Source organism: Bradyrhizobium australafricanum (assembly GCF_020329495.1).
Taxonomy (GTDB): Bacteria; Pseudomonadota; Alphaproteobacteria; order Rhizobiales; family Xanthobacteraceae; genus Bradyrhizobium; species Bradyrhizobium australafricanum.
In genome coordinates this window covers 37784-50633 of the sequence record NZ_JAGKJL010000061.1, presented here as the reverse complement: position 1 = coordinate 50633, position 12850 = coordinate 37784, and the positions used below count along the sequence as shown (strand labels likewise).

General features: G+C 60.1%; 9 protein-coding genes. 4 read left to right on the top strand and 5 right to left on the bottom strand.

Annotation, left to right across the window (positions count from 1 at the left end):
- The 5 genes from tnpA to J6525_RS36685 all read right to left on the bottom strand — a co-directional run.
- A partial coding sequence (tnpA, locus tag J6525_RS36705; protein WP_225644407.1) for an IS66-like element accessory protein TnpA occupies positions 1-211 on the bottom strand: 211 nt, incomplete at its 3' end.
- Between the two features lie 480 nt (positions 212-691).
- The gene (locus J6525_RS36700; RefSeq protein ID WP_176937223.1) at positions 692-3478 is read right to left on the bottom strand and encodes a CLIPPER-2 domain-containing protein; all 2787 of its coding nucleotides are present in this window, start codon (positions 3476-3478) and stop codon (positions 692-694) included.
- 1166 nt (positions 3479-4644) lie between these two features.
- Positions 4645-4803, bottom strand: coding sequence for a hypothetical protein (locus tag J6525_RS36695; RefSeq protein WP_176937224.1), 159 nt, complete (start codon positions 4801-4803; stop codon positions 4645-4647).
- 149 nt (positions 4804-4952) lie between these two features.
- On the bottom strand, positions 4953-5417 hold the full coding sequence (locus J6525_RS36690) for a nuclear transport factor 2 family protein (protein ID WP_225648289.1): 465 nt from the start codon (positions 5415-5417) through the stop codon (positions 4953-4955).
- A gap of 527 nt (positions 5418-5944) precedes the next feature.
- On the bottom strand, positions 5945-6592 hold the full coding sequence (locus tag J6525_RS36685) for a hypothetical protein (RefSeq protein WP_225648288.1): 648 nt from the start codon (positions 6590-6592) through the stop codon (positions 5945-5947).
- Positions 6593-7348: 756 nt separating this feature from the next.
- On the opposite strand from J6525_RS36685, the gene J6525_RS36680 reads away from it, so the two are divergent.
- The 4 genes from J6525_RS36680 (at position 7349) to J6525_RS36665 (ending at position 12849) form a co-directional block, all read left to right on the top strand.
- A complete protein-coding gene (locus J6525_RS36680; RefSeq protein ID WP_092089783.1) occupies positions 7349-7885 on the top strand; it encodes a LabA-like NYN domain-containing protein in 537 nt (178 codons plus the stop codon).
- Between the two features lie 136 nt (positions 7886-8021).
- Positions 8022-8477: a hypothetical protein gene (locus tag J6525_RS36675; RefSeq protein ID WP_225648287.1), complete on the top strand. Its 456-nt coding sequence runs from the start codon at positions 8022-8024 to the stop codon at positions 8475-8477.
- Between the two features lie 248 nt (positions 8478-8725).
- Positions 8726-10426, top strand: a complete 1701-nt coding sequence (locus J6525_RS36670) for a TolC family outer membrane protein (RefSeq protein WP_092089785.1) — start codon at positions 8726-8728, stop codon at positions 10424-10426.
- Positions 10427-10677: 251 nt separating this feature from the next.
- On the top strand, positions 10678-12849 hold the full coding sequence (locus tag J6525_RS36665; RefSeq protein ID WP_092089806.1) for a type I secretion system permease/ATPase: 2172 nt from the start codon (positions 10678-10680) through the stop codon (positions 12847-12849).
- Position 12850 lies beyond the last annotated feature (1 nt).

Here is a 12850-nt window from a genome sequence, read left to right as displayed (position 1 = left end):
CGACGGGCACAAGAGCAGGCGCAGCATCTCCGCCCAGTCGCCCCTGGCGCGCTTGTCGACGCCAGGTGAACAGCAGGCTATGAGCCACCCCGTGCCGGCGTGCTACCCCGCAGACCGTCTCGCCGGGCTGCAAGGTCTCTTCGACAAGGCGGACCTTCTCGTCGTAACTCCATCGCCGCCGACGCTCGGCGCCCAACACATTGACCTGCATTCCCGACGTGACCTTAAAGCTAGACTTAAGGTCAAATCCTCAGGCCGCCTCGCAAACTACACAAGGCGGCCTTCGCCGGAGAGATACTGCTCTGCCAACGCTTTGCGCGTTGTACTCTCGGAAACGCCAGCGACCGAACGGGTTCGGCCGCCTTGATTACGCAGGACGCGCGCTGCACCGCCTGTGCGATCTGGTCGGGGAAGGCGCTGCGGCATTCCGTGAGCGCGCCTTCAGGTTGACCGCTGGCGGCTCAGGCTCGGCCGCCTGCTCGATGGCATGGCGAGCGACCCCGCAACAGGCCAGCACGATACAGAGCGAAACGACGCGCGCGCCGGACATTGTCCCTCAGATCCTGCTGCGCGATTGACCGGGTCACCGGGCGTCTCATGAGTACGGCTGACGGCAATGCCGGTATCCCGTGGGCAAGCAGAGGATCCCGAACGAGAATACTCTCGTCCGAGCCCCTCCTCTGTCGTGCGGTCAGACGAAGCCTAAGTTGTTGTAGTGATCTAGATCGGTGTGGAGATGGCTTGCCGAGAGATCGATGGCTTGACCGAGCAGCGGCACATTTACCACCGGGCCGCTCCATATCGCAGATGACGTCTTGACGGCCGAGCTCGACGTAAGGTCGTCCGCCACCGACAAGGTATGGAAATCCGCACTGTTTTCGATGGCACCCGGTTTGGCTTGCGTGTATTCGAGCCACTTGATTGCATCATCAATGTCGTGCCTTGCAGTGCCGGCCGAACCATTTCCGATTGCATTACCTTCAAGATAATTGAGCCAAGTGGCTACGACGTCCCTGCCCAACATATAGCGGCCATCCTGGACCTGCTTGTCGGACGCATTCAGCAGCGTAAGTGCATCGGCCGTCGAGATGAACAGCACGTTTTCGCCGATGTCCTGGACTCCGTTGAGATTGTAATCACCGATCAAGAGACCCGCTTTGTCAGCAGAGGTAACATGTGTGTCGTGATTTGAATCTACGGCATAGGTGATTTCGCCGCTCGCAAAGCCATCTGTTCCGGCCTGCTTAGGTTGATTATTTGCGTTACCGTCCCAGAATGTTTGCCAGGTCTTTTGTGCCCAGAAGCCGGGCGTCCGCACGCCCGGTCCCAGTAGGACGTGAGCCGTGTCGTAGTCCGTTACGTTTTGATTGTCAGTGACCGTGGCGGTATTATCGAATACGCCATCGCCACCATTGAGCCAGTTGTTGTCCAAGTCCGCTTGGGTCAATGTGTGGGTCGTTGTGTAGGTCCAGGTTTCACCCACATCGAGGACGTGGTTTCCGTTGTCTCCGGTCACGGTCGAATTGTCCAACGTGGCAAGGGAATAGCCTTCTAGCGCATCCGTTACTTTGACCCCGGTTAGCGTCACGTCGCCGGTGTTCTCCACGGTGATCTGATAGGTGATGACATCGCCAACATGATCAGCATGCCCTCCCGTGACGGAAAGGACCGTCTTGGTCAGATCGACCGACGGCTTGTAGTCGATCGGTTGATCCACCGAGTCGCTGACCGGGGTGGTCTGGTCGCTATCCGCGGTCGCCGTATTCGTGATCTTGTCGTCCTGGGTAAGATCAACCAGGTTCGAGCCGTGATTGTCGATGTCAGACTGCGTCAGCGTGTAGGTCGCCGCCAGATCCTCGCTGCTCCCAACCGCCAGGGTCGATAGGCCACCCGTCGGATCGCCCGTCAGCGGGTCGGTCACCGTCACGCCGGTCAACGTCACGTCACCCGTGTTCGCGACATGGATATTGTAGTGAATGATGTCGCCCGCGTCGGTCAGCCCGTCACCATTGACGTCATCTACCGACACCACTGTCTTCACGATCGACATCGACGGCTTGTAGTCGATCGGCTGATCAACCGAGTCGCTGACCGGGGAGGTCTGGTCGCTGTCCGCGGTCGCCGTATTGGTGATCTTGTCGTCCTGGATGAGATCAACCAGGTTGGAGCCGTGGTTGTCGATGTCGGCCTGCGTCAGCGTGTAGGTCGCCACCAGATCCTCGCTGCTACCGACGTTAAGCGTCGACAAACCGCCCGCCGGATCGCCCGTCAGCGGGTCAGTCACCGTCACGCCCGTCAGCGTCACATTACCCGTGTTCGCGACATGGATGTTGTAGTGAATGACGTCGCCCGCGTCGGTCAGCCCGTCACCATTGACGTCGTCGACCGATACCACCGTCTTATCGATCGACATCGACGGCTTGTAGTCGATTGCGACAGACGCTGTATCCATAGCATCGGGAACACCCGGTGCTGATGCTGTAGCCAGGTTGTCGATGAAGCCATCACCTGGCGCGCCACCTGCGCCGGTGCCGTAGCCATCATGGTCGATATCAGCCTGCTGAACGGTGTACGAAGCTGTGTACTGCCAGTGTTCGCCGGGATCGAGCAGGTTATTATGGTTCGTATCACCCAGATTGTACGTCGCATTATTGAAAGTCGTTGTCACGGCAACAGCAGCCGTGGCGCCTAAGCTTTCGATTTGGTCGGTAACTGACGTCAGGGTAAGCACGCCCGTTCCGGTATTCCCAACCTCAATGCTGTAATCAATCTGCTGGCCGGCATGGTCGACCACCAAATTTTGAGTATTGCCATCGATATCGTGAACCTGTTTGACGACGCTCAGCGCGCCGAGCCCGCTCCCTCCACTTCCGATGACACCCCATTCTTCAAAACCGCTATTTGCAGCATAGTCACCGCCAACAGCGCCAAACTGCGAATAGAGATAAACGTAAGGGTCGGCTCCGGACGTATCGAAATTGGAAAGTGGGACAAGGATCACATAATCACCCTTGCCGCTGCCCGCATCCCACTGCGCGTTAAGCAAAACCGTATTGTCGCCAAGGTCGAATTTCGGCGTTTCGCCGGCGAAGTCGGTCAGGAGATTACCGCTGCTTTCCTGATAGATCTTCAATTGATCCAACGAGATCAATTGGGGTTGGTTGGCCGACCCGTTTTGATTGATGTCGAGTCTGAACTCGAGGTACTGAGTTCCTGCAACGGTGCCGTTCTGACCATCTCCGGTGACCACCGGAATCGACGAAAGCAGGATTGCGTTGGTATGCGATGCTTGTTTGTCGTCAAGCGGCAGAGGCGAGCCATCCGTATTGTAGCCCTGCTCGGTGCCGTTGTTCTGGATAACCAGAAAGCTGTCGAATACGCCTGTGCCGGTCGAAGCAACCGACGCTACGTTCGTGAAAACTGCTCCGGTATCGGTGGTGGCTGTTGAGCTCTGAGCTGTAACGTCGATGGTAGCCATGAAGCATAAACCCCCTAAAATATGAGCACTCGCGGCAATGATCCGGCGCTGTATCCGGATCACCTGACCGCGCATTGCACGCGGTCGCTAAGCGCACGCAGCAAAAAAACCGCACCGCTAACGCGCTGCGGGGACACACAAATTCAAACCGGCATGTAATCCGCTTTTTCAAATTAACGCAATATCAACCTATCCGGGAAGAGATCGATCTCCCCCGCGCATCCGATCTCCGCTTTTCCGAGCTTTCGCCAGCGCGCCGACCTCAAAAATGCAAATGATTCCTGCTGGATGACCATTGAAATTTCAAATCCGGTCGAACCGTTGCTCGGCGCTCGCTTCGGACGCAAGCCCTCCGGCCAACGATGCAGGTAATTGTGGACCTCTCCGCGCAGACCAAGCTTCTGCGCCGAACGAGCAGGTATCGCAGCTCCTCTCGAGACGGCTCCCAAATTCGCTGATCGCGGGAGCGCCTGGCAGACCTTCCGCGGCACGAACGCGCAGAATATCAAAATAATGGCATGGCCGCTTGCAAGCCGGCCCGCGACCGCCGTCTTATCAGAAAGCGCACGATTCGTACGCTACCCGCGATCGCAAGAACTTCCGCTTCTTCCCTGCCAAGTCCTTGCTCCAGGATTAATCATTTCGGCTAGGGTGCTCACCCTGGATACGCCCGTGGAATTTTAGAACCACGCACGCCACCTGAGCAGACGCAAACAGAGGCGAACGAGGACTCAAATGATGTTCAACGTCACGAGAACCGAATTCCTCCTCTATGTCATCGCCGCATTGACCATTGCAGTGCTATCGCTTGGAACGAGCCGTGGATCATGGGGCGAATCTGAAGGTGTCCTTGAGAGACCGGCACGCGATGCAATCCGCAGGCTTTGACGAGAAAAACCTGGGGCGCCGGGCATGCCGACGCAGCCTCGCAGGGACGCGGTACGCTAATTAGGCCTGATGACGCCCCACACGTCGACACCTGCGCGCCAGGCCCGATCCTGCGCTGGCTCTTCCATTTGCCAGCGACGTAAGACGCGAGGTGCGCCTTGGTGTTGCCGAGCATTTGGTTTGCGCCCAGGTAAAGGCCGAAGGCGCGCCAAGCTCGCTCTCGATCCGCCAGACGTGTTCTGGGCTCGCGCATGATCAAGTTGATGGGGCCTCGGCGGTTAGTCTTCACCAGATCGCCGTATTCCTCGCATCAGGGTTGCGTATTCAAGGCCGAGCAATAGGATCAGACGATAAAGGCCGTAGCCGGTCGGACAGGCTTCGTAACAGAGCTGCACACCGACAAATCGGCTGGCGATCCGTTCAACGACCCGGCGCATTCTGGTCTCCGACGTGCCGTCGCACGCATCGGCAGGGCGGCGCAGCTCAAGCCCGCCGAGACCCAAGCCACGGGCCACAAGGATCCCCGGAGTTGTAGCACGGAATGTGGGGCGGCAGTTGCCGCCCCGAAGTTCGCCGACGCCTCAGGTTATTTGGCTGCTTCCTCTTGCGGCTGCGGCGGTGCCTTGGGCATCGACGTCAGCATACGAATTTTCCACTGGCCATTCTCACGAACATCGAGACTGGTCCAGAAGGCGTTCAATTCCAGAGGATCACCTTTCTCACTCTTGCCGGTTACGCGGGCCTCGCCGGTTCGCATAGCCATGCTCTCCGACAAGAGCTGAACGTCGGTTGTTCTTATTTCCAAGTGATTCATCCCGGCCTTGAACGCTCCTTCATAATATTTCGTGTTGTCAACAATCCCCATTGGCTTAACGCGCAGGTAATTTTTCGCAAAAAGTGAAGTAATGCCTGCAGCATCCTGCTTGTTGAAATACTGCTCATAGGCGGTGCTAATCTTCCCGAGTTCGTCCTTCTGACTTTGATCGAATGCATTTGCAGGAACTGCAGAAAGTAACAGTGAGAAACATACTGCTCCGAATAATTTGCGCATAATGTTCTTCCCTCTGTTGAAGCCTCAGGGATGGAGGCGGAGGCCCGCCTCCATCCCTTGCTTAGTCCGTGATCGCCAGCCTAGACCTTGATGCAGATCAAAGTGCGTCGGCCTGTGGGCGCTTCGCGCAGCACGCGCTCTAACAGCCCACCCACCACGTGCGAAGCTATCCGAGGCACCCACGTCGTGTTCGTGGCCGAGCCACAGGATTAGGCGATAGAGCCCGTAGCTAGTCGAACCAGCCTCGCACAGAGATGCACACCAATAAGCCGGCTGGCGGTCCGTTTAAAGGCTCGACGCATGCCGGTTGCCGACGCATCGACCTCACGGAAAAAGCGAACCTCTCCTCCCCGGCTTGTTTCGGCGATCGCGATGGCATTTTTCAGATTCGCGACGTCGATTCCGACAAAGCTTCTCAACGAACTGCCACGGCTCGTCCTCCCATGATGAGGATCGGCTCGGACCGCCCAATTGCCGCAGTGTAGGCGAGCCACCTCTCGGGAAGAGGCGGACCTATGACCTTCCACTCAATAACACGTCCCCGAGTCGCCTCCGAGCCGGCCGCAACTGTCCCCATTGGATTGCCGCCATTGCGTGACCGCCAGCGGCGGCTTGCTCCCGTCCGCCGGCGCGGTCGATAGCCTACTGCGCTCTTCTTCGAGGAGCTGCGAATGCAGCTTCTGAATCTGGATGTTGCGCTCAAGCAGGGACATTGTTCTTGCTTGAACCTGCTCGGCCAGCGCTTTGCGCAGCGCATTCTCCCGATCGAGCAGATCGGGAAACGGCAATAGCGGTCGGACGAGCTCGGTCGCCTTGATCACACACGACGCTCTCGCGACCGCCTGCGCGATCTGATCCGGAAACGCGTTCCGGCATTCCGCGAGTGCGCCGTTCAGGTTGACCGGTTCCGCCGCCGGTGCCGGCGTCCCTGTCGCCTCCGGCGTCGGTGTCGTTGTCGCCGCTGGTGTCGGCTCTGTGGCCGCTGTTGCCGTCTCCGTTATTGGATCCGGTGCCGGTCCCGCCTCCTTCTCGATGGCCTGGCGAGCGGCCCCGCAACAGGACAGCATGATGCAGAACGAGAGAACGACCAAGCATCTCGCGCGCCTTGCCCAACACTCCCTGCCGCCCGCCTCGATCGGACGCCCGATTGCGATATCGATCACGGCAAGCCCCATCGCGAGCTCCCCACCCTGCCTCCTGCTGATCGGAACATCGAGCAATGGGTCGATCGCGACGGCTCGTTAGCAATGCATGCGAGAGACTGGTTGAGGCGGCGCGACAGACACGCCGCCGCGCATCCACACCCGCCCGCTAGAATAACCATCTGCGTAATGTGGGCACGCAAGGCCGTCCTTCCTGCGGCGAAATTGGTATCGACCAAAATCTGCATCTGCAAAAAAGTGGTATCTCGAAATATCGCGCCGGCACGAAATGATGCCGCTACACTAGATTGATTTTAGATGTAGTTTTGTCGGTGACGCAACAATCGCCTTGTGAGTAGCGGCGGGCGGCACGGCCGCGCTGCACCTTTGCTCGGCATCGACGGCGGGCGTTCATTTCTGACGCTGCAGAGATCAGAATCGGCGTTGCGCACGTGCTCGAACCGCCGATGCCATCGAATCGCCATGGCGGCAAATTTTTCTGCGCTGGCGAATGCGCCTCCGTGCCTCGTCGGCGCGAACGGCCGCATCGTTGTTCAACGACAATCGTTTTGTTTGCGTGGGCGGCCAGCCGCGCGCTTTCGACCGTTATGTTATCAACAGGCGCATGATTCGTATGGCATCCGGGTTGGCGAAAATTTTCACTTTTTCCAGGCCGAGTCCTTGCTCTAGGATCAGTCATTTCAGTTTTGGCGCTCACCCACGATGCGCTCGAGAATTATTCAAAACCAAAGCGTACAGCGACTGATCCGGGGGTCATGGGGACTTGAGATGACCGATCGCATTGCACTTTTCATCGATGGCGCGAATCTTCACACCACGGTCAAGAACCTCGGTTTTGAGATCGATTTCCGGCGACTGCTCGCGGAGTTCGGCAAGTATGGACAGATCGTCCGCGCCTACTTCTACACGGTCGTGAGAGACGACGACGAGTTCAGCAGCCTTCGGCCGCTGGTGGATTGGCTCGATTACAACGGATATGCGGTCAGGAGAAAGCTGGCCAAAACGCACGATGACGGCGAAGGGCGGCGGCGAATGAAGCGCAGCATCGGCATCGAGCTCGCGGTCGACGCATTGGAAATCGCGCACCGCATCGACCACGCGTACCTGTTCTCTGGCGACGGTGATTTGCGCGCCGTTGTCGAAGCCGTCAGGCGGGCTGGTGTCCGCGTGACGGTCGTTTCCAGCATCCGAACAAAGCCTCCCATGATCGCCGATGAGCTTCGCAGGCAAGCTGACGTCTTCCTCGAACTCGAAAGCCTCAGGGCATCGATCGAACGTCCAGCGCACCCGATCGCGCCCGAGTGAGATCGCGGGCGCCTCTTCCGGCGGGGAAGCAAAGCAGCTCTGCTTGTCCGTAAATCACCGAGTTGCGCGAGTCGGGCGCTGACATCACTATCCCCCAAACAACGAAACAGAGAGTAATACCCATGTGGAGGTCCTGTTGCTGTTCTTGGCGGCGACGAGCGCCGCGGTCGCCGAACCTTCCACGTTCACCTGCGACACGCCGCGGGGCAAACGGGTCGAGCTCGGCCCGTCAGGCAAAGGCGGTGACGCCCAGTGGATCGATGACGATCTCGATACGGTCCGGCCCGCCGTCGTGATCGATGGCGACACCTTCACGGTCACCTGGGGGACATCTGTCGCGGCAGAAGGCAAGGGAGGAGCCAAGCTCACGACCTACGTCTTTGCGGCCGCCCGCCGCACCGCCGCGTCGATCTTCGCGACCCGCACGGACGACACCACGGCCGAGATCTTCCGGTTCTATTTTGGCGACAAGTCGCTCTACAAACTAACGAGCCGACTGGGAGGCCCCTCCGCGGACACCAAGGCCGCCCCCTTCGTTGCAACCTACCTGGCGACCTGTCGTCAGCAGTCGCCGGCTGCCGCCAAACCTTAGGACAGGCTTAACTGATCTTTCATGTTCCGGTGCCCGGTGTTGCGGCTCGGCACCAGCTCACGAGACCAAAAAATGCCAGATAAATCATTGAGTTTTAATAAAAACGTTTAGATTTCCGCGCGCCGGCACTGATGGCTCGGTCCCCACTTAGGGCGCCTGTGTGGCTGAAATGTCATAGGTCGCGGAACTGTCCTTTGTTACCCTTCGGAGGATTCTACAGAATATTTTTGTGAGTAGGGGCTGAGATTATGAAGTCGGCATACACGGTCATTGCGTGCCTATGCTTGGCGGCGACGCCAGCATGTGCCGAGGTTTTTTCAATTAATGATGCTCTGCGCCAGGCCATGCTGACCAATCCGGGTGTTGGCGAGGCTTCCGCGAACCGGCGGGCGACGGAAAGCGAGCTGCGGCAAACCCAAAGCACGCTGCTGCCGCAGGTACGCATTGACGCCAGCTACGGCCCGGAAAAATTCGATCAATCGCCGGGCTTCATTAGCCCGAACATTCAGGCGGCGCCGACCGTGGGGTCAGGCCCATGGCGCAATGGCAGCCAGGAATCTGTGGTGGTACGCCAGCTGCTGTGGGACGGTTTTTCGTCGATCTATGACGTCTGGCGCCAGACCGCGCGCGTCAATGCCGCCGCCTCCCGCGTCAAGGAGAGAACCGAGCTGCTGGCCCTCGACGCCGCCGAAGGCTACATCGACGTCACGCGCTACATGCGGCTGGTCAGCCTTGCCCAGCAGAACGTCGCCAATCACGAGAAGATCTTTTCAAACGTGAACTCCCGCTTCTCGGGCGGCCGGGCCGGCGAAGGCGATCTGGAGCAAGCCCGCGAGCGCGTCGAGGCCGCCCGTGCGGCACTTGCCGAATTCCAGCGCAGCCTCGATGACGCCAGGGCGAAATACCGCAAGACTGTTGGCCTTGAGCCGATCAATGTTCGCTTCCCCGCCCCTCTCGCGGGATTGCCGCACAGCCGCGACGAAGCGCTGGCGACCACGCTCCGGTTCAATTCGACGATCGCGGCGGCACAGTCCGACGCCGACGCCGCCAAGCATGCGTTCAAGGCGACCGACGGCACGTTCGGTCCGAAATTCTATCTCGAGGGACGGGCAACCCATTACGACAACTCCTATCCTTACGTGGCGGCCCCGGGGACTCCCTCCATTACGCATGAGGACTACAGCGGCAAGGTTGTGATGTCGTGGGACATCTTCCGCGGCGGCCAGGATGCCTGGAACAGGTCGGAGAAGGCCGAGCGCTTTACCGAAGCCACCATGCGCCACGCCCGCCTGCAGCGCGACGCGTATGAGTCGATCGACAAGGCGTGGAATGCCCGCACAATTACGGCCACCCGCATCGCCGCTTTGACGCGTCAGCTGGAAGCGGATCGCAAGACCATCGCGGCGTTCCAGAAGGAATACGAACTTGGCCAGCGTTCGCTGATCGATCTCTTGAACGCGCAGAACCAGTTCTTCAACGCGTCGGTCTCGCTCACCTCAGCCCGCGGCGTCGTGGTCTTCGCCGACTACCAGCTGCTGGCCGCGATGGGGACCCTGATCGAATATCTAAAGGCTCCGCCCCCGGTCGACGCTGCGCCGACCGACATGCTTTCGATTGGCCTACCCCGCTACTCGTTCCCGACTCTTCGCGTGAACCTCCCGCAAACCGGGTCCGAGCCACTGCACGTCGCCGTTCCGGCGCCTGTCGCCCGTCCTGCCAAGACCTATGCGGCAGCCCAGCCGAAGGACGTTGGCTTTGCGGACCGTTTCACCGGCGCGACGACGACCGCAGCGGTGCCCGGTTCAACGGAATGGATGCAGCAGCAAAAGACCGCTGCGGACGGCCCGAACGTCATTTACGCAGACCCTTCGGTCACGGCGAACGCGAGCTCCTACGCGTCGACCAAGCCCCACTGGCTGCTGTCGGCCTTCCCGAGTTCCGCTCGGTAGCGACCGCCAGCAAGCTCAGGACAGGACTGCCGGAAGGGCCCCCATCGGGGCCCTTTCGATTCCTTGTTAATCGTTAAGATAAGTTTCGCTGAATTTGTTCGCTATTTGTTGTAGTCTGCCCGAAATCTTCAAATGCGATTGCTGCATTTCCATTTTGCTTGTCGAGGTTTCAGTTGTTGTTTCGAACCCCCAGCGCGGCGGCCGATGTCGTCCGCCCCTCGCCGGATGACTCAACCTTAAAGCCTGTCGCGATAAATGGGCCACGCGCGCTGGGCGACGATCCCCTCACCGCGTCGCTGACTTATCTCGCCGCTCATCACGGCCGCGCGGTCAGCCGCGAAGCTCTGCTCGGCGGGCTTCCGATCACGGACGGACGCTTGTCCGTTTCGCTCTACGACCGCGCGGCGAGACGCGCCGGTCTGGAGACCGAGGCCGTCAAGCGTGACATTTCAGACATTCCCGCGCTGGTCCTGCCTGCCGTCCTCGTCATGAAGAACGGCTCTGCGTTGATCCTTCTGGGTGTGGACCCGGCAAACAAGACGATCAAGGTCGTTGATCCGGCGACGCCGAACAGCCCGCGCATCGCCGACATCGCCTCGCTGGCCACGGACTATACCGGCTATGCGTTCCTGGTAAGGAGCGCGCCGCAGGCCGATGCGCGCGTTGTTGCCGCAGGCGACATCCCAAAGAACCACTGGTTCTGGTCGGTGGTAAAGACGCATTGGCGCAGCTACGGGCATATCGCCGTCGCGGCCTTTCTGACCAACATCCTCGCGCTGGCGACGCCGCTGTTCACGATGAGCGTCTATGACCGCGTCATCCCCAATGGGGCGATCCCCTCCCTGATCGCGCTCTCGATCGGCATGGGGCTCGGCATCGTCTTCGATTTCATCTTCCGCATGGTCCGCAGCCGCATGATCGACGTGACCGGCAAGACCATCGACGTCGTACTGGCCGCAAACATCTTCGAGCACGTGATGTCGGTGAAGATGGCGCAGCGGCCGACTTCGGTTGGCATTCTGGCCAATCAACTCCGGGACTTCGACTCGGTGCGCGAGTTCTTCACCTCCGGAAGCGTGGTTTCGGCGACCGACCTGCTGTTCGCCATTCTCTTCGTCGGGGTGCTGTTCATCATCGCCGGACCGCTGGCCTGGATTCCGCTGATCATGCTGCCGCTGGTGATGCTGATCGGCTTCCTGCTGCAGCGACCGCTCGATCGCGCCATCAAGCGGCTGCAGGCCGAATCGGCCGCCCGGCACGGCGTGCTGGTCGAATCGCTGTCCGGTCTCGAAACCGTCCGTGCGACCGGCGCCGAGGCCCGCATGCAGACCTTGTGGGAGCGTTCGGTCGCCGCGACCGCCCGATCGGGCGAGGAGGTTCACTTCTGGTCGTCGATGTCGCTGACGAGCGCGAGCACGGCCCAGCAGATCACGAGCCTGCTTCTCGTCATCGTCGGCATTTTCCTGATCCTCGACGGCAAGCTGAGCGTCGGCGCGCTGGTCGCCGCAAACATGCTCGCCGGCCGCATTCTGGCGCCGATCGCCGGGATCGCCTCCGTCATCACCAAGGGAACGCAGACTCTATCGGCCCTCAAGGCGATCGACCGCATCATGTCGATCGAGCGGGAACGCTCGCCGACCCGGTCCTATGTCGCAAGACGGATCGATGACGGCAAGGTCGCCTTCGAGAACGTGTCGTTCGCCTACCCCAACGCGGCGGGTAACGCGCTCGAAAAGGTCAGCTTCAAGATCGAGGGCGGAGAAAGGGTCGGCATCATCGGCAGGGTGGGATCTGGCAAGACCACGGTCGGCAGGCTGCTGCTCGGATTTTACGAGCCGAAGGAAGGCCGCATCCTGGTCGATGGCGTCGACTCGCGCCAATACGATCCCTCGGATCTGCGCGCCGGGATCGGCTTTGCGATGCAGGATACCGACCTGTTCTTCGGCAAGCTGCGCGACAACATCGCCCTTGGCAAACCGGAAGCGACCGACGAGGAGATCCTGCTTGCCGCGCGGCTCTCTGGCGTTGAAAGCTTCATCGCCGGCCACCCGATGGGCTATGACATGCCCATCTCGGAAGGCGGCCGCAGTCTGTCGGGCGGCCAGAAGCAGGCCATCGGGCTCGCGCGCGTTCTGATCCGCAAGCCGCGCGTGCTGTTTCTCGACGAGCCGACGGCGCACTTCGATATCCGCAGCGAACAGGAATTCCTTGAGCGGCTCAAGGGGCTCAATGATGATCGCATGACCATCATCATTTCGACCCACCGTCTGTCATTGCTGAACATGGTCGATCGGCTGCTGCTGTTCGACAACGGCCGCCTGGTCGCCGACGGCCCGCGCGACAAGGTGCTCGCCCTGCTTCAGGGCAAGCCCGCGTCCACGGCGCCGGCACCCGAGAATACGATCCAGCCGAAATCTGCATAAC